Origin of the sequence: Geomicrobium halophilum, from assembly GCF_014207655.1 — a bacterium.
GTDB classification, from domain to species: domain Bacteria; phylum Bacillota; class Bacilli; order Bacillales; family Marinococcaceae; genus Geomicrobium; species Geomicrobium halophilum.
Genome location: NZ_JACHHJ010000002.1, coordinates 432,327 through 452,763 on the forward strand (window position 1 = coordinate 432,327; position 20,437 = coordinate 452,763).

Genomic DNA, 20,437 nt, shown 5'->3' on the forward strand with positions numbered 1-20,437 from the left:
ATCATTTTAATAGATCCAACAGATTTTAAAATAGGTTTATGGTTCGCCCAAGAATTGTTGAAATTCTTGAATGAATCATGCGTTGGCATTACGAAAGTTTCCAATAAGACAGACCATAAGAAGATATAAGTTAAGGACTGCTTATGACCGGCAGCTTAACGGATTTTTCTACTTGAAGAGGCTGTCCTATAAGCAGTTGGTTTAATCCTAAAAAGTAATCCCGTATCACTGTAAAAGTGGTACGGGATCGCTTTTTTAGAGGCGATTTTAGCTATTATAGCGGGTTGAAATTATAAGGACTTTGGATAGCCCCTATGCATTAAAGCTTTATTCAATCCCCACACCATCAAAGCCAGATCTGGTAGCCTCTGTTTGTTCACTATCTTCTCCGTAGAGGTCGATAGCTGACTGAACGAAGGCAAAGCGGGTATCATCAAAGTCGGACAAAGGAGCTAAATAAGTGGTTAAGGCACGATAGGTGATTTGTCCAAGATCCTCACGTCCGATGTCTTGTCCGATGAGGTAAGCGGCATGGTTAATAATGGATGAGTTGGTATGAACCCCGCCTCTATCTAGCGTAATTGGCAAGTCATAATATTCGTCCATGTGTGAAGGATATCCCCCTGATCCATCTCCATATTCCCAATAATCCTCATCTACTTCAAATTGGCCGGGATCTTCAAGACTCCTCAACGCAAAACGGCCGTCTTCAATAGCAGCTGGCGCCATCACGTCTTCACCGACGTGCCAGCTGGAATCATCGACGAGTACTCCAAATATGTCGGACATGGCTTCATTTACTGCACCGGATTGAAAACGATAAACCAGTCCAGCTGTATGGGTTGTAACACCGTGAGTAATTTCATGGGCAGCAACATCAAGACCCGCTGAAAGGGGAATAAAAAATTCTCCGTCACCATCCCCATAGGTCATCTGATTTCCGTTCCAAAAAGCATTACCAAAGTCTTCGCCGTAATGGACGGTAGATACAAGGGCCATCCCTTCATCATCGATGGAGTTTCGGTCATGTTCTTCTAAGAAATATTCATAGACTTTAGTTGAATTATAATGGGCATCTACCGCAGCAGCATGGGATTCATCTCTAAAGTTAAATGCAGCATTGACATTGGAATAAGGAACACCCGGCAAATTGAAATCCTCGCTTGGCCATTGATGTTTAAAATCGTAAGTAAAGATTCCGTCTAAGTCAGGAACAGAAAAATCTAGCAAACTGAACGTTCTGCCCTGCCTTTCTTCTGCTGGTTTATGGGAAATGTTCAACACGCGATTATCGCCATGTACGCCTATTCCGGGCCCGGACGCGGATTGATATTGCTCAGGGTCTAGTTCGTCTGGAGATTGTGCAGCAAAAGCCTCTATTTGTTGCTCTTGGTTATTTTCCTCGTTTGACATTTGCTCGGTTTCTAGTCCTGCTGATTCAGCCAAATCGGAAATGGTATCGTATTTGTCAAGCACTTCTCCATCCATTGCATCAACAAAAACAAACCAATTCCCTGGATCTTCCGTCAAGTAATTAATGTTTACTTTATAAACGAGGTGTCCCTCTCCATCTAATGGATACACCACTAACTCTGAAGTGGGCTCTTCTTCTAACGTTTCAGGAGCTGAAACGGCATTGCGAGCGATATCGAAGGCTTGATTCTCTGAAACACTTGCATCTGTATCCATTTCCATTTGATCGATGTGTGTATGGAAATGGCCGTTCACTGTTTGAACACGATTTTCTTCATTAAAATGGACAATAACTTGGTGCCCTTCAACAGGTACGCCATCTTTCAATTGCTGTAAGCGAACGTGAGTCATTTCTTCGTCATCGGTCCATTCCTCTAATACTTTAAAGTCCTCGGATGGGTTCTGCATGTCAAAGAGACTTTTGTTTGTTTCTAAAAAATTCTTAGCCGCATCAGCATCACTTGCTTGACTCCTGAGCGAGCGCTGCATTTGAAAAGCAGTGTCCTCTTGTTGGTAAAGAATTCTGGAATCTTCACTGTTTTCTTCCGGAACTTCTTTTTCTGACTCAGCAAAAGCTCCATTGCCCATTATAAGCCCCATTACTAACGTCATCGATAAACAGCTTGTCCACTTCTTTTTAGACATTTCGTCTCTCCTCCTTATAAAAGCTTGTCAATATTTTGTCACACGAAGTAATAAAATGCTACCCAACAAACGTAACATTATAAAAATTCAAATAATTAAAATCATACCTTTTATCCTAATGTCAAGTTAGGATCATCTCACATAAAACATTCAATTGTTTTCGACCCCAGAAAGAACGATAAGATAAATAGCTTTTAATACTTTTAACGAAAGGGAAGAATCAGGAACTACTTGTTAATGAAATGGAAATTTGAAATAATTGTTATAAAATTATATGGCTGGATTGTGAAGGAAAGTGGTTCTTAATGTTAATTAGAGAGAGAACCTGGAGATGCAGAACGTTTTTTAACTCTAATGAAGCAAATGGATACGGAAACAGATTTTATGCTTATGGAACCAGGAGAAAGACTTCCCTTCAACAACAACGTAAACAACTAGAAATTATGCAACAGTAGAGCAATCAAACAATCTTTATTGCAGAAAAAGAAGGAAGGTTCGTTGGTTACCTTATTGTTTATTGGGGGAAGTGTAAAGCGGACAAAGCACGCTGCTTATCTTGTCATTGGTATCGTAAAGGAGTACCGAGGTCAAGGGGGAGGAACAGCCTTATTTCAACGGATAGAAAATCGGGCAATCAATCATTCTATTACATGATTAGAGCTCACGGTGGTCATTCAAAATAAGCCAGCTCTAACTCTATATGAGAAATGCGGTTTTAAAATAGAGGGAGCCAAAAGAAGCTCACTTATGATGCGATGAAATGATCTTTAACAAAAGGCGATTGCGAGTAATCGTTTAAAAATTTTTAACAGCCGCATTTTGGATGGAAGAATGCGGCTTTCGATCGTTAAAAGTAATAAGCTTGATTTTCATTGAACAGGTGTGGCAATGATCGTTTCTCGGCTTGATTTAGAGACTCGTAATCTTTTTATTTTTATTGGTATAATTCCTACGATCCTCTAGCACTCAATCGTAAGATAAAGGCAGGTCCTATCATGAGTTCAAATAATCTATCTTCTTTACATCGACGTTTGATTGTTGCCATTGCACTTTCAGGTTCTTTTTTATCTGTACTTACTCAGTTTCTCCTTATTACCGCGTTTCCACGAATCATGGTTGAATTCGATGTAAACGCAAGTGAAGTTCAGTGGCTGACGACCAGCTTTATGTTGACGATTGCTGTTCTTATTCCAATAACGGCGTTTTTGATCGATACTTTTAAAACAAGAACATTAATGATGAGTGCGATGTTTTTATTTTTTATAGGGACGCTGCTTGGATTGTTTGCGCCAACATTTGAAATTTTACTTGCGGGGCGCATTTTTCAAGGGGCTGGATCTGGCATTATGATGCCGCTCATGCAGACGATTCTGCTGCTCATTTATCCGCGGGAAAAACGGGGGTTTGCGATGGGGATGGCGGGGCTTGTGATTAACGTTGCACCTGCGATTGGTCCCCCAATCTCTGGCGTTATTATTAACAGTTTCGAATGGCGTGCGGTTTTCTTATTAACGCTTTTGATTGCTGCGCTGATTATGCTTTTTATTTTCCTGTTTATGCGTAATGTCACTGAGCAAAGAGAGTCAAATATTGATGTTCTTTCAATTCTTTTATCAAGCATAGGCTTTGGCGGTATCCTTTATGGTTTTAACACAATGGAAGCGGCGGGTGCAGAAACTGGAATTGCCATCTTCATCATGAGTGCAGGAATTGTATCTCTATGTTTGTTTGTGGTAAGACAGTTTCGGCTACAAACCCCTATTCTGGAATTACATGTTCTCAAGGTGCCTATATTTGCTCTAGTTACGATCATTTCAATCCTTTCTTTTAGTTTATTGATTTCTACCGAAACGATCTTGCCGATGTACGTGCAAAATGTTCAGGGACTTTCGGCTCTACACGCAGGAATTATTGTTTTCCCCGGGGCTATGACACTCGCGGTCATGTCGCTTTTGGCAGGAAAACTATTCGACAAGTACGGAGGGAAACGTATGGCTAAGATTGGTTTTCTCCTGCTTGCTGTAACTACACTGTGTTATTATTTGATGCTTGATGTGGATACACCTCTCGTTTTCGTAGCGATAGTATTCATGTTTGTCATGGGCGGTGTTGCTCTGATCAATATGCCGATCATGACCGCGGGTATCAACGCTTTGCCGGATTCATTAGTTGCCCATGGAACGGCGATTGTAAATACTGCTCGTCAATTTGGAGGATCGCTAGGTTTAACGTTTATTATTTCATTTATTACTCTAGAAACTGCTGAAAATGGTGCCGTGGATGCACTAAGCTTTTTGGACGGAGTCTTACATGCTTTTTTTGTAGCCTTTCTGTTTGCGGTTGCAGGATTTCTTTTCTCTTTAATGATAAAAAAATAGAAGTAACGAGTGGTAATCATTTCATCTAGTTTAAAAAAACATCCGAGTGGGAATGCGAATAGAGGAATTATTGACTTGGAGGTTTTTAACATGAAAAAATTTGGAATGATGGCGTTATCTGCAGTGTTTGCCACAGGTGTAGCCGCTTGCGGAGTCGGTGGTGAAGATGATGATGCTGCGGGCGATAACGGCGGAGCCACGAACGGAGATGATCCTGCAGAAGAAACGGATGACGATGACGACACAGATGCGGACAATGGAGACGAAGGCGAAGACGAAGATGATGAAGGCGAAGACGAAGATGATGAAGGCGAAGATGACATGGACGAGGATACAGGTGATGAAGAGGCAAACGGTGATGAAGACTGGTTTGAATCGCTCTCATTTGATGAATTTGAAATAGAAGCTGAGTATAGCGACGGAGAATATGAAGCTCAATATGAGTATGAAGACGGCAATCCAGAAGCAGAAATTGAAGACACTCGTGATGGCGAAGATATCGAAATGGAAGGCGAAGAGGCTTTAGATGAACTTTCCGGTATTCTTCCAGAAATGGATGTTAACGAAGACTCTAGTGACGATGAAGTACTAGATGCTGCCATTGATGCCTTTGAACTCGATGAAGACTACGACGAGTTGGAAGTGGAAATTGAGTTCCTTGATAACGATGAACAAATTGAAGTGGAAGATGAAAACGACTAATTTTTCAACAGGTGCTGTGCTTTTACCAAAGCCAGCATCTTTTTTATCGGAGATGTTAATTAGAAAACATAAGTCCCGAAGCATTCCAACGCAACTTAAGGATTCGTACTTCGGCTAAAGTGAACGATCGGAATATAGAGATTGTACGATTTTATGGTTAACTCTTCGGGCCGTGTGCCTCTGAAAAGATAGAAGGTCGTTTTTACAGCTCTACGGGTGGCCAATCAGACTTTGTTCAAGGTGCTGCTTTTACAAATTTCAGCAGAAGCTATATTGGTTCATCTGACTCCAGGGTCAGCGGTAACGCAAAAAATGATGTTCACTATATTGTGACTGAATACGGGGTAGTCAACCTTAAAGGAAAAGTATTGTAGAACGGGCTAAGTTGTTAATGAGCATTGCCCGCTCTAAAATTCGGAATGAACTTACGCGAGAAGCCCGAGAGTTGAATGTCATCAACGGATCCGAAGTTGAATGATGTATTGATTCCAGACATGTGAGGTTCACATTTTATCTTATTCCCCAGCCCGCCTTGGATGTGCAAAATCACCGCTTTTCCCGCCGGTTTTTTGGATCAGTAATGTTTCTTTAATGATCATGGATTTGTCGATAGCTTTACACATGTCATAAAATGTCAAAGCAGCAGCAGTGACAGCGGTTAAGGCTTCCATTTCCACGCCTGTGTTGCTTTTTACCGTGACTGTAGCTTGAATGATGAGTTCGTAACCATCATCGGCTTCTTGGTAATCAAAGGATAGATCGGTGCCTTGAAGTGGAATCGGGTGGCACATGGGGATCCAGTCCGGTGTTTTCTTGGCACCCATCACACCAGCGATTTGTGCGGCTTGTAAAGGGTCTCCTTTTTTCAGTCCTTGACGTTGAATAGCTTGGTATAATTCCTCGGACATTAAGATTCGGCTTTCAGCGGTCGCCGTTCGCGTTGACTCTTCTTTATGCGAGATATCGACCATTTTCGAACGACCTTCATCATTGTAATGGGAAAACTCACTCACGATTTATTCCTCCTTCAGATGCCAGTCTTCTGGCTGATTAATGTTAATAAAAGCTGGATGATTCGGTGAAAAAGATAATGTATATGTGTTTACAGTTTCGTATAAAGCTTTCATACTGCTTTCTTTTTTTATCAATTCTCTTAAACGAGGCAAGAGGCGCATATGATAGGCGGCGTGAAGCGGCTGATAACGTTTAGCCGTCGGCAGGATGATATCAGCGGATGGAAGGCTGTTGGCCGCTCGAAGATTGGCCTGCACAATGTCTTTGGACATGTAAGGGAGGTCCCCGGCTAATATTTGCAGCCAGTCGAAAGGGTGGGAAGACAATTCTTCCATTGCGGTATATAAAGCAGATAAGGGGCCTCCGTGAGCGTTTGGCTCAATGATCACATTGGCATGATTAAAAGCACAGGCAAGCTCTTGATTGGTTACGATATAGATTGAAGGAATGCCGGCGTTTGTCATTGCAGTGATGCTTTGCTGATAGAGGGGGGCTCCATTATATTCTTCAAAAAGTTTTTGTTTACCGTAGCGCGATGAACGCCCTCCAGCAAGTATAACACCAGCTGTTTTCATTTGCGCAGCTCTCCTACAATATGGGGAAGCACTGGTAAAATCAGCTCTTTCATTGCGAGACGAACGGCGTTCGAGGATCCTGGAAGGGCGAAAAGAGCAGTTTGATCCCGCGTGCCGGCTAAAGCTCGGCTGAGCATAGCTTTTGCACCGATTTCCTCGTAGCTTTTCATTCGAAACAGCTCTCCGAATCCTTCCATTTCCTTATGGATAATGCTTTTCATGGCTTGGTAGGTGACGTCTTTGCCGCTAATACCGGTACCGCCATTGGTAATGATGGCATCGATCCCACCTTTGCTCGTCCATTCCGTAAGCATGTTTTGAATCGCTTCGTGATCATCCTGTATCAATTGATAGGCGGCGATTTTGTGATCATGTCCCTCAAGATAGGAACCAATAAGGGCGCCGCTTTTATCTTCGTCCTCCGTTCGCGTATCTGACATCGTCAGGATCGCCGCCTGAACTGTAGAAGCATCTCGCTCATGATGCATTTTTTTCTTCCTCCCTCTACCTGTGTTAAAATTAGAGTAATATTATTCATTTTAACAGGTTAATGCCTTTCATCAAGATGCATGCAAAAAAGGAGGACTCGATGATAAGACAAGAAGTTAATGATCAATTGTCTCGCCCTCTTCAAGATTTACGAATTTCTATTATGGACCGTTGCAATTTTCGCTGTTCGTATTGCATGCCGGCTGAAATATTTGGGCCAGACCATGTATTTATGTCAGAAGAAGAACTGCTTTCTTTTGACGAAATTATCCGATCAGCAGAACAATTTGCAGCCCTTGGGGTTAAAAAAATACGCTTAACAGGCGGGGAGCCTTTGCTCCGCAAAGATGTTCCGGAGCTTGTCGCTTCCTTGAGAACGATCGAAGGCATTGAAGATGTTGCATTAACGACGAACGCTGTTCTACTCACGAAGCAAGCGAAATCTTTATATGATGCAGGACTTGAACGTGTGAATGTCAGCCTGGATGCTCTTGATCCGGAAGTTTTTCAAACGATGAGCGGACGAAAAACAAAGCCAGACGCTGTCTTGCATGGGATCGACGCTGCCACCGATGCCGGCCTTGGTGTCAAAGTCAATATGGTTGTTAAAAAAGGTGTCAACGATGGAGAAGTGATTCCCATGGCGCGTTATTGTAAGCAAAAAGGGATCACTCTGCGTTTTATTGAATTTATGGACGTCGGACAGACGAACGGTTGGGAGTTTTCCCAAGTTGTATCGAAAAAAGAACTCTATGAGCAAGTCTCCCAAATCGCGCTGCTGGAACCCGTTGAACGTGATTATTTCGGCGAAGTGGCCTCACGATATCGCTATGTGGGCTCGGACGTAGAAGTTGGTTTTATTTCCTCGGTCACGGAAACGTTTTGCGGATCGTGCACGCGGGCACGTCTTTCCGCTGACGGAAAACTCTTCACTTGTTTATTTTCAGAAAGTGGTTTTGACTTACGTGCGTTATTGAGAGAAGGTGTGACCGATTCGCAGATTCGAGACTGGATTCGTGCTGTTTGGGAAAAGAGAGAGGATCGGTACTCTGAGCTGCGGACAGAGGAAACGGCGAAAAACCGCAACAAAATAGAGATGTCCTATATCGGTGGATAACGGAGGAAAGTGTATGACGGACAGATACTCAAGGCAAACGCTGTTCAGTCCTATAGGCACGGCAGGTCAAAACCAATTGGCAAAAGCCCATGTCCTTATTGTCGGGGCAGGGGCGCTGGGAAGCTCCAACGCGGAAATGTTGACGAGGGCTGGTGTTGGCACGCTCACATTGATTGATCGTGATTATGTGGAAAGCAGCAACCTCCACCGGCAACAGCTGTATACGGAGGCGGACGCGTTGAATCAGATGCCAAAGACTGTGGCCGCGAAAGAGCATTTACAATTGATCAATGGGGACACTGATATTCGAGCGTATATTTTGGACGCGAAAGCTTCCAACCTTGAGCCGCTGTTGGACGCTTCCGTTGATCTTATGATTGACGCTACGGACAATTTTGATATTCGTTTTATTATGAATGATCTATCTGCTAAGTATGAAATTCCGTGGTTGTTCGGGGCCTGTGCCGGAAGCTACGGTATGGCTTATATGGTACGCCCCTGGGAAGGCCCATGTTTGAACTGCTTACTGTCATCGATTCCGTCCTCGGTAATGACGTGCGAAAGTGATGGTGTGATCGCTCCTGTTGTTCAACAGACGACGCTATTGCAGTCGGTGGAAGCGATGAAATGGCTAAGCGGCAACCGCACGGTGGTGGAAGACAAGCTGGTTATATATGATGTTTGGCGCGGCGATCATCAACGCCTGGGTGTTCAGCGGGCGAAGGTAAAAGAATGCTCAACGTGTGGGGATACGCCGGTGTATCCTTATTTGATAGCAGAAGAAAATACGAAAACAGCAGTTCTTTGTGGACGTGAAACGGTGCAAATCCGTCCGGACCATCAACGCTCTTTTGACTTGACGCACATGGCAGCCAAGCTGCAGCCCTATGGAAAAATTAAGCGGAATCCGTATTTAGTGTCGTGTGAGCTGAACGAACATCGCTTGGCTATTTTTCAGGACGGACGTGTCCTTGTACATGGAACCAAGGACATTGAGCAAGCACGGGGTCTGTATGAGGCATATGTGTTATGAACGTGTAGTATGAAGCCGCAAATAAAATATCTGAAAACGATGAAACTACGAAAAGTAGCAAGTGTGGAAGGAGCCGAAATATGGTAGAAAAAAGGAAGCCGATGGCCGTAAGAGAGGCGGTACAATCGGTGATGAACGTCGAATATACGCCGAGACAGGAATATGTTCCGCTAGAAAATAGTTATGGGCGAGTATTGGCGGAGGACCTTGTCGCTGATCATGATGTTCCGTCGTTTGACCGTTCGCCATATGACGGTTTCGCCATTCGCGCCGAAGATAGTGCAGGGGCCAATCGGAACAACCCGGTACATTTGCACGTCGTTGGAGAAATTGGTGCGGGGACAGTGTTCGATGGAGAGGTGAAGCCTGGACAAACGGTTCGGATTATGACGGGGGCGAAGATTCCAGCCGGTTGTGACGCGGTCGTCATGCTCGAGTTAGTCCATGAACATAGTGATGAAGAGATTTCTATTAAGCGTTCGTTTTCACCGAATGATAATATTTCGTTCCAGGGTGAGGACACGAAAAAAGGTTCTTCCCTCGTGGCGAAAGGGACGACGATTAACCCGGGCGTTACTGCTTTGCTTGCAACGTTTGGTTACGCAGAGGTGCCCGTGGCACTTCGTCCCCGGGTAGGAATTCTCGCGACAGGAAGTGAGTTGCTTGAGGTTCATGAACCGCTGAAGCCAGGAAAAATCCGTAACAGTAATGCTTACATGATGGCGGCCCAAGTCGAGCGGGCCGGCGGGGAACCGGTTCTTTTAGGGAATCTACCGGATGATTTAGAAGCGTGTACGGAAGCGGCTAAAGACGCGCTCAAAAAGGTAGACATACTGATTACAACCGGAGGTGCGTCTGTCGGAGACTATGATTATGTTCCTAATATACTACGGGAACTTAAAGCAACTACGTTGTTTAATAAAGTCGCTATGCGGCCAGGTAGCGTGACGACGGTTGGGGAAACGAATGGACAACTATTTTTCGGCCTATCTGGGAACCCTAGTGCCTGTTTCGTCGGTTTTGAGCTATTTGTGCGTCCGATTTTAAGGAGAGCTCTTTTTTCACAAAAACCTCATTTAAGAAAAACAAAAGCGGTGCTTGGCATGGACTTTCCGAAGCCTAACCCATTCACCCGTCTCGTTCGTGCAAGTCTGGATGATGCTGATGGACATTTTGTCGTTGAACCCGCCGGCCTCGATAAATCGGGATCCGTTACCTCGATTGCTGGTGCGGATGTTCTTATTGTTCTCCCGGGAGGAACAAGAGGCTATGAAAAAGGGATGTCCGTTGATATTTTAATGCTAGAAGATCACAAAGGAAGCGAATGGCCATGGGAAAACATTGTCGCGTCTTACAGGTCGTAGGCTTTAAACATGCTGGAAAAACGACAGTAATGGAACGGCTCGTTCAAGCGTTATCGATGAAAGACATGCGCGTAGCTACGTTGAAACATCACGGTCATGGTGGGGAACTTGTCCCCCCCGAGCCGCAAACGGATAGCGAACGTCTGAAACAGGCGGGTGCCGTTTCTTCTGCTGTTGAAGGAGAAGGTATGCTTCAGCTTTCAGCAAAGACAAACACGTGGTCGCTTAACCAGCTATTGCGCTTGCAGGCTCGAATGGAACCTGATGTCGTACTCGTTGAAGGCTGGAAACATGAAGATTATAAAAAGGTTGTCTTGTTACGCGGACGAGAGGATGAAGAATTATTAGCGCAGGTTAGAAATATCTGTTGTGTGCTCTATTGGGGAGATCATCCGCAGACGACGCTGCCTTCTTTTTCCCTCGACGAAGATCCGGATGTATACATGCGTTTTATCGTCAGCCAGGTGGAGGATAGTTATGAATTCAAATTTATTTAAATTATCGAGAGAGCCTCTCCATGTTCAGGAAGTCATTGATAAAGTGGTTCACCGTAATTGCGGGGCTATTACGACCTTTGTCGGAACGGTGCGCGAGATGACAGCAGGCAAAAAAACGCTGCAGTTAGAATATCAGGCTTATGAACCCATGGCCGTAAAGACCCTCGCAAAGATTGGTGAGGAAGTGCAAACGAAATGGCCAGACACAACAATCGCGATCACCCATCGTCTAGGAACGCTTGGCATTTCGGATATCGCAGTGATTATTGCCGTCTCTTCTCCTCATCGCAAAGCGGCTTATGAGGCGAATGAATACACGATGGAAAGAATCAAAGAGATGGTTCCGATATGGAAAAAAGAATTCTGGGAGGACGGGACGCAATGGATTGGCGATCAACTGGAAGAGACGTCGTATGAAGAGGAGGAGCGATCATGATACAAGTGCTGCTTTTTGCCCGGATTCAGGATGAAGTGGGCCAAGAACGGCTTGAAGCCGATTTTGCTGGAAAATCAATCAAAGAATTAAAGCGCTGGGTTGAAGATAACTATGCTGTATCTTCGCTTACCCGTACCATGACCGCTGTTAATGAAGAATTTGCGGCGGATGAAGATCAATTAAAAGAAGGGGACACGGTTGCGTTTATTCCTCCGGTTAGCGGAGGGTAGGAGTTGGTTCATGTTTGCACCCGCCTGGCGAAATCGACAAATCGAAATTTATCAGGCCGGTGCCTCGACTCTGTATATTGAAAAAGCGTAGCATCCTCTAAATAAGTAAAGCTTCGGATCACAACAATGTTATGAGAACCATTCAGGTCAAGCAAGTGCTGATCTTCTTCCGAGGGTTCTTCAATAACGATTTCCTTATGAGCAAAACTGATGGTGAGCCCAAGATTATTCTCAATAAAATCATAAATGCTATTTTCACATATTTCATTTGTCAAATGGGGAACGGCTTGTACTGAAAAGACATCTTTATCCAAAATAATCCGTTCTCCATCAATATGTCGCACTCGGTGGACACGCCAAACCCTTTCCTCGCCCTTTAGTTGATGATCCGTTGCATGTTCCTTTTTAAGATAAACAACCTCGGTTTTCGTGCGCGTGCCTAGCTTCTGGCTAAGCTCTTGGAAGCTGATAACCCCGGAAAAAGGGAAATTAATTCTCGACATGTCGAGAACAATCGACCCCTTCCCTTGAACTTTTTGGATATACCCGTGCTCCGATAACATATTTAAAGCTTTACGGATCGTTTCTCGGGAGGCATTGTAGTTTTCGGCCAATTCATTTTCCGATGGCAGTGTCGTTCCTGTTTGAAAGGTACCGGCTTCAATGCTTTCACTTAATTGTTTATAAATATCTTGGAACTTTCTCTTCATTTGTTCTCCCCACTTATTCAGTTACATAAAAAACAAGTGATTCATAAGGATTCAACATCATTCGTGGTTCTAATTCCCTATTATGGTCATTGCTAATGAGTAATTCTGTCTTTTTTCCAAGGAGCTCTTCAGGACAAGCATACTCTACTTCTTCCTCATAAAAATTATTAATAACAAGAAGTGTTTTATTACGATACGTACGTTTATAAACAAAAAGACGTTTGTCATGCGGAGTCAGAAGTTCATAATCCCCATACGTAATAATGTCATATTCCTTGCGTAAATGAATCAATTTTTTATAGTGATAGAAGATCGAGTTTGGGTTCTTAAGGGCCTCTTTTGCATTGATTTCCTTATAATCCTTATTTATATCGATCCACGGAGTCCCTGTGGTGAATCCGGCATTTTTATGATCGTCCCATTGTACAGGTGTACGTGAATTATCTCGAGACTTTTCTTTTAAAATAGCCATGACTGTGTCTTCATCCAGTCCGTCATCTTTAAGTTTTTTGTACATATTGTGAGATTCTACGTCTCGATACTGTGAAATATCTTCGAATTTTGGGTTCGTCATGCCAAATTCTTCACCTTGATAGATGTAAGGGGTTCCTTGCATCATGTGAATCGTTGTGGCTAACATCTTCGCGGATTTGCTGTGATATTTACCATCATTTCCGTAACGGCTAACCACACGCGGCTGGTCATGATTGCACCAGAAAAGCGCATTCCAGCCTCCACCTTCGTGCATGCGGACTTGCCACTCTGAAAGGATTCGTTTCAGCTCTACGAAATCGAAATCAGCAAGGGCCCATTTCTCACCATTTGGATAATCGACTTTTAAATGATGAAACTGAAAGGTCATACTCAGCTCATGGCGATCGGGGTTGGAATATTTAATACAATGGTCAATAGACGTTGATGACATTTCCCCAACCGTCATACTATCATATTTAGACAAAACTTCCCTATTCATTTCGTGTAAAAATTCATGCACTCGAGGACCATCGGTGTAGAATTTCCGTCCATCTCCAGGGGCAACTGAACCGTCATCGTTAGGAAAACGTTGATCTTTGGATATAAGATTAATCACGTCTAGTCGAAAGCCGTCAATGCCCTTGTCAAACCAAAATTTCATCATTTCGTAAACCTGCTGGCGGAGTTCTCGATTCTCCCAGTTCAGATCTGCCTGTGTAACATCAAATAAGTGCAAATAATAATCACCGGTAGCTTCGTTATATTTCCAAGCATTTCCCCCAAACTTTGATTGCCAATTCGTAGGCTCAGCCCCATTAACGCCATCTTTCCAAATATAAAAATCACGGTAACGTGCGTCTTTTGATTGCTGAGCATTTTGAAACCAGGGATGCTCAGTCGAGGTATGATTGACGACGAGATCCATGATGAGTTTCATGCCACGGCGATGGGTCTCCTGTAACAGCTGATCAAAATCTTCCATCGTTCCGTATTCAGGATGAATGGAATAATAGTCAGAGATGTCATAGCCGTGATCATTTTGTGGGGATGCATAAATAGGTGTGATCCATATGACATCTATGCCCAAGTGTTGAAGATAATCGAGCTTCTCTATAATGCCTTGGAGATCACCCTTGCCGTTACCGGTAGTATCATTGAAACTTTTAGGATAAATCTGATAGACGGTCGATGTTCTCCACCATTCGTTCATCATTGTTCACCACTTTCCTGTAAAACTTGTATATACAAGTATAAAATAAAGAAGCTGCAGTCTCAACTACAGCTTCTTTTTCCTTTGTTTATTCGTTCAAACTTTTTGGTTTCATGACACGCCCAACTAAGAGTGTAGAAATAAATGGAACGATGATCACGATGACCATGCCAATGGCAAAGGCTCCCCAGCTGCCAATTTGAATAGAGAAGATTCCAGGAACCCCTCCTACGCCTACCGTCGTTGCTAGAACTTGATTGATCGTGATATACATTCCGGCAATCGAGGAACCAATAATGGCACAAAGGAAAGGGAAACGAAAACGTAAGTTTACACCAAATAGGGCAGGCTCGGTAACTCCCAGCCAAGCAGTAAGTCCTGAAGTTCCAGATAATCCTTTAAGATTTTGGTTTTTAAGAACAAAGTACATGGCAAAGGCAGCCGAACCTTGAGCAATATTAGACAATGCTAAGATGGGCCATAAAAATGTGCCATCTGCTGTTGTTGTTAACTGTAAATCTACAGCGAGGAACGTATGATGCATACCGGTAATGACAAGAGGAGCGTAAAGCGCACCATATAATAACCCGGCCAACATAGGCAATGTTCCAAACAACCAAATAAACCCATCTATGATCCAATTCCCGATGGCAAATGTGATCGGGCCGATAAAGATAAATGCAAGGAAACCTGTGAGAAGAAGTGCGATCGGAGCAACTAATAACAACTGAAGGGAGTTAGGGATATATTTCCGTAAGAACACTTCCAGTTTAGCTAATATAATCCCCGCCACAAAAATAGGCAGAACTTGTCCTTGATAACCTATGGCTTCAATTTCTAATCCAAATATGCTCCAAGTTGGAATATCTTCTCCAGCAGCAACTGCATCTCCGTATGCATGGGCATTCATTAAATCTGGATGGACCAAAATGAGACCTAATACAATTCCCAACAATGGACTTCCGCCAAACCGCTTAACCACTGACCAACCGATTAACGCTGGTAAAAAGACAAAAGCAGTACTGGCAATTACATTAATAATCTCTGCAAAATCAGCCCATTGAGGATAAACATCGATGACCGATGCCCCGTCAAAAAAGATTCCTTCGCCCGTTAAGATATTATTAATACCAAGTAAGAGTCCTGCGGTAACAATGGCCGGAAGAATGGGAATAAAGACATCTGCCAAAACTTTAATGGCACGCTGCAGAGGATTCCCCCTATTAGCCGCATCCTCTTTGGCTTCATCTTTGGTTTGTTCTTCTCTTCCAGTTATCTCCATTAATTCTTTATAGACTTTATCAACCACCCCGTTTCCAAGGATGATTTGTAGCTGACCATTCGAGTAAAAAGAGCCTTTGACAGCTTCAACACGTTCAAGTTCTTCTGTGTTAACCTGATCTGTATCGTTTAGAACGATACGAAGGCGTGTCACACAATGAGTCGCAGAGGATATGTTCTCTTCCCCGCCGATCAACTCAAGAACCTGTTGTGCTGTTTTGCGGTAATTGATACTCATGTTTCTTCCCCCTATATTCAGAAAACGTTTACAATTAGACGAACATAAATTTGTATATACAAGTTATAATGCGCTTTCATTTTAGCTTGTATATACAAATCCGTCAATAAAAAAGGGAATAATAAAGAATAAAAAATTTACATCAATACCGAAAAAGAGAGCCTATTAAGAGGCTCTCACAATTCCAAGGGAATGATGCAGGATCCGCTCTGACCAGTTGATCCCACGTCTGGAGGTAGTGGGGATGCTTTTCCATTAATCCGAAAACTTGCGCACAAAGAACAATAAACTAAACGACAGAAGAACAATTACGATGACCCAAGCCCAGGCAAGTGTTGTATCTCCGGCCTCCAGGGCTGTAAAGATCGCAATGGGCATGGTTTGTGTCGTTCCCGGAATATTTCCTGCAAACATGAAGGTGGCACCGAATTCACCGATGGCCCGTGAGAAACTAAGGATGACCCCGGTGACAAGCGAGCGAGCAATCATCGGCATCGAAATGTAAAAAAACACTTGCCATTCACTGGCACCACTCACTCGTGCGGCTTCTTCAATTTCGGGCTCGACCGCAGCAAGCCCTGTTTTCACCGATTGATACATAAAAGGAAAACCGACGACAACTGCAACAATGACGGTGGCGCTCCATGTAAACATCAACGATTGTTGAAAGAAAAAGTCGATGACTTGACCTAGCCAACCATTCGCTCCCAACACTATGATGAGAAGAAAACCGATCACCGTTGGGGGGAGAACGGTAGGGAGGATGAACAGCGTTTCCACAATCGTTTTACCCGGGAAACGTGACCGAGACATAATCCGGCCAAGGAGGGTTCCGAGAATAAAAATCAATAGGAGAGCCGTAAACGCGGTTTGCAAAGAAATCAAAACAGGATTCCAAAAGGATGTAAAAAGAATCATCATTAGTCGGCCACCTCGTAGCCATTTTTTTCATATAAGGACTTTGCCTTATTACTGACAAGATACTCGAAAACTTGAGCTGCAGCCGCTGGATGATCCGTATCTTCGATAACCCCAATCGGATATACAATGTTTGAGTGAAGGTGAGGATCAATGGTTTCAACCGTTTCCACACTGTCCGTAGAGGCGGCATCGGTGGCATAAACAAAACCGGCGTCCACACTATTTTCTTCGGTATAAGTAAGCACTTGCCGTACGCTTCTTGCCTGAACCATTTTATCTTCAACATCGTTCCACATATGTAATTGCTTCAATGTTTCTTTTGCGAACGTACCTGCGGGAACGCTTTCTGGGGTGCCAATGGCAATCGTCTCAATCGATCCTTCCTTCAATTCATCAACGTTAGCGATCGGCTTTTCTGTATCCGCCGGCTGTATTAAAACGAGTGAATTTGTGAATAGGCTCGTGGAGTTTTCTGGATCGATTTTTCCATCCTCTACTAATGCATCAAAATGGGCTTCCGATGCCGAAAGAAAAATATCAAAAGGGGCGCCCTGTTCAATTTGTCGCCGTAGTGACCCTGATCCACCAAATTGAAAAACGACATCCACGCCTTCAATAGTACTTTCCAGTTTTTCCTCCATTTCACCTAGAACATTTTGGAGACTGCTGGCAGCAGCGATCTGGATTTCCACAGGTTCTTCTGTTTCCTGTGAAGATGAGCAGGCAGAGGCCATGGTGATCGTTAAGGTGAGTATGAATAAGTAGATGGATGTTTTCATGTGCAACGGCAACCTTTCTTCGGAATAAGAAAGAGAAGCCTCCAGCAGGAGAAGGCTTCTACGAAAGCTGTAATAGAGCTGAATTTCGTTGTTCCTGCTCTTGAGGCTCTGCAAGGTCGTATTTTTTTAATAAATGAAATAGCTCGTTTAATGTTTCTTGAGAGAGTTCTCTTTTTAAAAGCTGGTTGGCGTGCTCGTAAACCTCACTCGGTAAAAAGTTCTGCTGGCTTTCTAACTTTTCTTTCACTTGTTCGGGTGTGTGATCGATCGGACAAGATTCCATGAGATGTGCTCCTTTCCTAAATTGTGCAAAAGGAGGATAAAAAGATCCGAGGAGGTCGAGGAGATGTATATCTAAGCATCCTGCTTGTAACCACGAAAACATTCACTTCGCACGAAGGGAAAAGTGGGTTTCTTTTCCGGGGATATGCTTTCATACGTGAACAGCGGAGACGAAGAAATACGAAAGCGATTTTTCCCGGACTTTTTGAACATCCTCTAAATATATTTATTGTCCCATATATAGGTAAGGATGAAAAGGCAACAAAGGCTTTTTGTCTAGAATTAGGGGGGGTTTCCAATACCCGAGCGATCACTGTTGAGTTATGGAATATTCGTCCAAAAGAGTGGCACGACAGTAGAACTGGCGGTACCTCTAGAGAGCATGCTGTGAGAAAGGGGCTTTAGTGATTTTTTCCTGCCCTGAGCCCTGGGTTGCACTGAATCCACTATCGACTCCGCTGAATAAAGGGTGTTTACGATGAAAAAGTATGGAAAACCATCATTACACAAAAGATCGTCTGCAGATAGCTTTTGGAGTCGGTGTGGTTTGTATGTAAAGGAATGTACTGGAACGCATAAAAGGGGTGAACGCGACGAATCTTAAGGAAGGTAAGTCATGCAAATGCATGATTATTTCTCAATAAAAAGCACTGGAGGCGTTTTAATGAGTGATGTTCGTCGGGCTGAGGTAGAGGTTGCGGAATATGCACTTGCAGAGGATGTAAGCGATATGAAACAACAACTTAATCAATTGAAGCAACAAATGTCTTCTCAGCAATCATCCAACCAACAATCATCAAGTCAACAACAACCTTCAAACCAGCAGTTGAATTCATTGCTGCAGCAACTTCAACAATTTAGCGACCAAACGACTCAACAAAGTCAGCAAGCAGATCAGCAGCTTCAACAATCCATGCAGCAAGCGGTTGATATTCTAACTCAAGGTTTGCAAACGGTGCAGTCCAATCAGGCTTTAAGTCAGGTTAATCAAGCGTTGAAGCAAGCTGAACAGCAACTTGATCAGATTAATCAACAGTCCCAGCAACAACAGCAACAACAACAGCAACAAAATCAAATGAACCAACAAGGTTCACAAGGACAACAAGGCCAAATGGGACAACAACAGCAGCCCCAACAACAAGGTGCTCAAAGCCAGTCATCTCAAGGAAGCTTTCAATAAAAACTCTTCGGTCATATAACGCCTGTTACGGCGTTGTATGACCTTTTCTTTTTCCTTTAGGTACATTAAGATAGGGAATGATGGGGAGTGAGAAAATGAAGAATCTAGAAGGAAAACACATTGCGTTAACGGCTTCACGAAAGACTGATGAAATGCAGACTCTTTTACATAAACAAGGAGCAACAAGCGAAGTGCGTTCCATGCAGGGGACGGTTCAGCAGGATCAAGAAACAGTGACCCGGTTAATGAAAGAAGGGTTGGCTGAGCGCGTTGACGGGTTTATTTTCACTACAGGCATCGGCGTCACTACTCTTTTGGATGATGCGAGCAAAGCGGGAATGGAAGATAAACTTGTAAAAAAAATTCAATCGTCATTTGTAGCTGCCCGGGGGTATAAAGCGGTTGCAGCGTTAAAAAAATTGGATATTAATGTTGATATTCGCTCCGATGACGGGACGACTGAGGGTTTGAAAGAACAGTTGAAGGGAACGGATTTTTCCGGTAAGCGCTTGATTATTCAACAATATGGCCAGGCTTCACCAGCACTCGAACATTTTTTACAAGAGCAGGGAGCCATACTCACGACGTGGTTGCCCTACATTCATCATGCCCCTGACGATGAAGCGGTTGATCGTTTTATCAAAGAATTATTGGATGAAAAAAAATACGACGGCGTTTGCTTTACGACGGCTTTGCAAGTGAAATCGCTGTTTCAGCGCGCAAGAAAAACGGACAAGCATGCACAGCTAACGGAGCTTTTTGGAAACGAAACCATCGCAACAGCTGTAGGTAAGGTGACCGCGGAAGCACTATATGAAGAAGGAATAAAGCGAGTGGTAAGTCCAACGACCGAACGGATGGGCGCGATGATCGTGGAGCTTGGGCGGTATATCAGTGCTGAAGAGAAACAAAGCTGAGGAATCTCTTCAGCTTTTTTAAGCTGGAGATTTTAAAAATTAATGGGAACACTCGTTTTGTTATTGTGATCTTTTATACTAAATATAGGATCCTAATCCTTGCCCAAAGCGAACTCGTTCATGGTTTCTTCGTTTCTAAACCTTAAAAGACCACTTTTTTTAATCATAAGCGATTGAAATAAGCGACCTCCGTAATACAAATGTAGGCGGGAGCAAGATCACCGTAAAGGACTTCTTGACCCCAGGTTGTGTGTATTTGACGAGCTATTCGCAGACATTGATGAAGAAGGTAAGGAGCAGATGATAGGCCTTTCAACGATCTCTTAGATCAGAAAAGAGGCATAATTTTTACGTCTTACGAAATCCTTAATTTCGGTGATAACACGGAGTAACCACTTTCAGGATTGAGAATAAAAAGATTTCTGAATCACATATGGACGTAACAACACCACTTATCGCTAATGAATGAGTGGTGTTTTATTATGTGATGAT

At 43.5% G+C, this 20,437-nt stretch carries 21 protein-coding genes and 1 pseudogene; 12 read left to right on the plus strand and 10 right to left on the minus strand.

What is annotated here, in order from left to right; translation table 11 throughout:
• Window positions 1-327: 327 nt before the first annotated feature.
• Complete coding sequence (locus HNR44_RS10095; protein ID WP_184404003.1) at window positions 328-2,118, minus strand: M4 family metallopeptidase; 1,791 nt, start codon at window positions 2,116-2,118, stop codon at window positions 328-330.
• 498 nt (window positions 2,119-2,616) lie between these two features.
• Between HNR44_RS10095 and HNR44_RS17655 the strand changes: the two genes are divergently transcribed.
• The 4 genes and pseudogenes from HNR44_RS17655 to HNR44_RS18085 form a co-directional block, all read left to right on the plus strand.
• Window positions 2,617-2,772 carry a GNAT family N-acetyltransferase gene (locus tag HNR44_RS17655; RefSeq protein WP_246407240.1) on the plus strand — a complete coding sequence of 52 codons (156 nt, stop codon included), beginning with the start codon at window positions 2,617-2,619 and terminating at the stop codon, window positions 2,770-2,772.
• Between the two features lie 341 nt (window positions 2,773-3,113).
• Window positions 3,114-4,496: a DHA2 family efflux MFS transporter permease subunit gene (locus HNR44_RS10105; RefSeq protein WP_184404005.1), complete on the plus strand. Its 1,383-nt coding sequence runs from the start codon at window positions 3,114-3,116 to the stop codon at window positions 4,494-4,496.
• Between the two features lie 90 nt (window positions 4,497-4,586).
• On the plus strand, window positions 4,587-5,198 hold the full coding sequence (locus HNR44_RS10110) for a YusW family protein (RefSeq protein WP_184404007.1): 612 nt from the start codon (window positions 4,587-4,589) through the stop codon (window positions 5,196-5,198).
• Window positions 5,199-5,371: 173 nt separating this feature from the next.
• Window positions 5,372-5,572: pseudogene (locus HNR44_RS18085) on the plus strand (acetyl-CoA hydrolase/transferase C-terminal domain-containing protein); the annotation flags it as partial.
• 141 nt (window positions 5,573-5,713) lie between these two features.
• Here the strand turns inward: HNR44_RS18085 and moaC are convergent.
• The 3 genes from moaC to HNR44_RS10130 are packed head-to-tail and all read right to left on the minus strand — an operon-like array spanning window position 5,714 to window position 7,275.
• A complete protein-coding gene (gene moaC / locus HNR44_RS10120) occupies window positions 5,714-6,211 on the minus strand; it encodes a cyclic pyranopterin monophosphate synthase MoaC (RefSeq protein ID WP_184404009.1) in 498 nt (165 codons plus the stop codon).
• A 3-nt stretch (window positions 6,212-6,214) separates the two neighbouring features.
• Window positions 6,215-6,787: a molybdenum cofactor guanylyltransferase gene (gene mobA / locus HNR44_RS10125; RefSeq protein WP_184404011.1), complete on the minus strand. Its 573-nt coding sequence runs from the start codon at window positions 6,785-6,787 to the stop codon at window positions 6,215-6,217.
• Window positions 6,784-7,275 carry a MogA/MoaB family molybdenum cofactor biosynthesis protein gene (locus HNR44_RS10130; RefSeq protein WP_184404012.1) on the minus strand — a complete coding sequence of 164 codons (492 nt, stop codon included), beginning with the start codon at window positions 7,273-7,275 and terminating at the stop codon, window positions 6,784-6,786. Before HNR44_RS10130 ends, mobA begins: the two co-directional genes overlap by 4 nt.
• A 104-nt stretch (window positions 7,276-7,379) precedes the next feature.
• Here HNR44_RS10130 and moaA point away from each other — a divergent pair, with 104 nt between their 5' ends.
• The 6 genes from moaA to moaD all read left to right on the plus strand — a co-directional run bounded on the left by moaA (window position 7,380) and on the right by moaD (window position 11,953).
• Window positions 7,380-8,393: a GTP 3',8-cyclase MoaA gene (gene moaA, locus HNR44_RS10135; RefSeq protein WP_343069463.1), complete on the plus strand. Its 1,014-nt coding sequence runs from the start codon at window positions 7,380-7,382 to the stop codon at window positions 8,391-8,393.
• Window positions 8,394-8,406: 13 nt separating this feature from the next.
• Window positions 8,407-9,426, plus strand: coding sequence for a ThiF family adenylyltransferase (locus HNR44_RS10140; protein ID WP_184404016.1), 1,020 nt, complete (start codon window positions 8,407-8,409; stop codon window positions 9,424-9,426).
• A gap of 80 nt (window positions 9,427-9,506) precedes the next feature.
• Window positions 9,507-10,790: a molybdopterin molybdotransferase MoeA gene (locus HNR44_RS10145; protein ID WP_184404018.1), complete on the plus strand. Its 1,284-nt coding sequence runs from the start codon at window positions 9,507-9,509 to the stop codon at window positions 10,788-10,790.
• Window positions 10,757-11,287, plus strand: a complete 531-nt coding sequence (mobB, locus tag HNR44_RS10150) for a molybdopterin-guanine dinucleotide biosynthesis protein B (protein WP_184404020.1) — start codon at window positions 10,757-10,759, stop codon at window positions 11,285-11,287. Before HNR44_RS10145 ends, mobB begins: the two co-directional genes overlap by 34 nt.
• Window positions 11,268-11,723, plus strand: a complete 456-nt coding sequence (locus HNR44_RS10155) for a molybdenum cofactor biosynthesis protein MoaE (RefSeq protein WP_184404022.1) — start codon at window positions 11,268-11,270, stop codon at window positions 11,721-11,723. The genes mobB and HNR44_RS10155 overlap by 20 nt, the downstream gene beginning before the upstream one ends.
• Window positions 11,720-11,953, plus strand: coding sequence for a molybdopterin converting factor subunit 1 (moaD, locus tag HNR44_RS10160; RefSeq protein ID WP_184404024.1), 234 nt, complete (start codon window positions 11,720-11,722; stop codon window positions 11,951-11,953). The genes HNR44_RS10155 and moaD overlap by 4 nt, the downstream gene beginning before the upstream one ends.
• A gap of 8 nt (window positions 11,954-11,961) precedes the next feature.
• On the opposite strand, the gene treR is transcribed toward moaD, so the two are convergent.
• From treR to HNR44_RS10190, 6 genes are all read right to left on the minus strand, one after another.
• Complete coding sequence (gene treR / locus HNR44_RS10165; protein WP_184404026.1) at window positions 11,962-12,663, minus strand: trehalose operon repressor; 702 nt, start codon at window positions 12,661-12,663, stop codon at window positions 11,962-11,964.
• A 13-nt stretch (window positions 12,664-12,676) separates the two neighbouring features.
• Window positions 12,677-14,350, minus strand: a complete 1,674-nt coding sequence (gene treC, locus HNR44_RS10170; RefSeq protein WP_184404028.1) for an alpha,alpha-phosphotrehalase — start codon at window positions 14,348-14,350, stop codon at window positions 12,677-12,679.
• Between the two features lie 85 nt (window positions 14,351-14,435).
• The gene (gene treP / locus HNR44_RS10175; protein WP_184404030.1) at window positions 14,436-15,866 is read right to left on the minus strand and encodes a PTS system trehalose-specific EIIBC component; all 1,431 of its coding nucleotides are present in this window, start codon (window positions 15,864-15,866) and stop codon (window positions 14,436-14,438) included.
• A 255-nt stretch (window positions 15,867-16,121) separates the two neighbouring features.
• On the minus strand, window positions 16,122-16,787 hold the full coding sequence (gene modB / locus HNR44_RS10180; RefSeq protein WP_184404032.1) for a molybdate ABC transporter permease subunit: 666 nt from the start codon (window positions 16,785-16,787) through the stop codon (window positions 16,122-16,124).
• Window positions 16,787-17,566, minus strand: a complete 780-nt coding sequence (gene modA, locus HNR44_RS10185) for a molybdate ABC transporter substrate-binding protein (protein ID WP_184404034.1) — start codon at window positions 17,564-17,566, stop codon at window positions 16,787-16,789. The genes modB and modA overlap by 1 nt, the downstream gene beginning before the upstream one ends.
• A gap of 58 nt (window positions 17,567-17,624) precedes the next feature.
• A complete protein-coding gene (locus tag HNR44_RS10190; RefSeq protein ID WP_184404036.1) occupies window positions 17,625-17,849 on the minus strand; it encodes a group-specific protein in 225 nt (74 codons plus the stop codon).
• Between the two features lie 663 nt (window positions 17,850-18,512).
• On the opposite strand from HNR44_RS10190, the gene HNR44_RS10195 reads away from it, so the two are divergent.
• Together HNR44_RS10195 and HNR44_RS10200 are read left to right on the plus strand one after the other, a co-directional pair.
• Window positions 18,513-19,028 (plus strand): hypothetical protein, encoded by a 516-nt coding sequence (locus tag HNR44_RS10195; protein ID WP_184404038.1) that lies wholly within the window; start codon window positions 18,513-18,515, stop codon window positions 19,026-19,028.
• A 95-nt stretch (window positions 19,029-19,123) separates the two neighbouring features.
• Complete coding sequence (locus tag HNR44_RS10200) at window positions 19,124-19,945, plus strand: uroporphyrinogen-III synthase (protein WP_184404040.1); 822 nt, start codon at window positions 19,124-19,126, stop codon at window positions 19,943-19,945.
• Window positions 19,946-20,437 lie beyond the last annotated feature (492 nt).

Bases quoted from the DNA above. Each gene is read 5' to 3' on its own strand.
- HNR44_RS10095 (WP_184404003.1), bottom strand. From the start codon at position 2,118: ATGTCTAAAAAGAAGTGGACAAGCTGTTTATCGATGACGTTAGTAATG.
- HNR44_RS10105 (WP_184404005.1), top strand. From the start codon at position 3,114: ATGAGTTCAAATAATCTATCTTCTTTACATCGACGTTTGATTGTTGCC.
- HNR44_RS10110 (WP_184404007.1), top strand. From the start codon at position 4,587: ATGAAAAAATTTGGAATGATGGCGTTATCTGCAGTGTTTGCCACAGGT.
- mobA (WP_184404011.1), bottom strand. From the start codon at position 6,787: ATGAAAACAGCTGGTGTTATACTTGCTGGAGGGCGTTCATCGCGCTAC.
- HNR44_RS10130 (WP_184404012.1), bottom strand. From the start codon at position 7,275: ATGCATCATGAGCGAGATGCTTCTACAGTTCAGGCGGCGATCCTGACG.
- HNR44_RS10140 (WP_184404016.1), top strand. From the start codon at position 8,407: ATGACGGACAGATACTCAAGGCAAACGCTGTTCAGTCCTATAGGCACG.
- HNR44_RS10145 (WP_184404018.1), top strand. From the start codon at position 9,507: ATGGTAGAAAAAAGGAAGCCGATGGCCGTAAGAGAGGCGGTACAATCG.
- mobB (WP_184404020.1), top strand. From the start codon at position 10,757: ATGGGAAAACATTGTCGCGTCTTACAGGTCGTAGGCTTTAAACATGCT.
- HNR44_RS10155 (WP_184404022.1), top strand. From the start codon at position 11,268: ATGAATTCAAATTTATTTAAATTATCGAGAGAGCCTCTCCATGTTCAG.
- moaD (WP_184404024.1), top strand. From the start codon at position 11,720: ATGATACAAGTGCTGCTTTTTGCCCGGATTCAGGATGAAGTGGGCCAA.
- treR (WP_184404026.1), bottom strand. From the start codon at position 12,663: ATGAAGAGAAAGTTCCAAGATATTTATAAACAATTAAGTGAAAGCATT.
- treC (WP_184404028.1), bottom strand. From the start codon at position 14,350: ATGATGAACGAATGGTGGAGAACATCGACCGTCTATCAGATTTATCCT.
- treP (WP_184404030.1), bottom strand. From the start codon at position 15,866: ATGAGTATCAATTACCGCAAAACAGCACAACAGGTTCTTGAGTTGATC.
- modB (WP_184404032.1), bottom strand. From the start codon at position 16,787: ATGATGATTCTTTTTACATCCTTTTGGAATCCTGTTTTGATTTCTTTG.
- modA (WP_184404034.1), bottom strand. From the start codon at position 17,566: ATGAAAACATCCATCTACTTATTCATACTCACCTTAACGATCACCATG.
- HNR44_RS10190 (WP_184404036.1), bottom strand. From the start codon at position 17,849: ATGGAATCTTGTCCGATCGATCACACACCCGAACAAGTGAAAGAAAAG.
- HNR44_RS10195 (WP_184404038.1), top strand. From the start codon at position 18,513: ATGAGTGATGTTCGTCGGGCTGAGGTAGAGGTTGCGGAATATGCACTT.
- HNR44_RS10200 (WP_184404040.1), top strand. From the start codon at position 19,124: ATGAAGAATCTAGAAGGAAAACACATTGCGTTAACGGCTTCACGAAAG.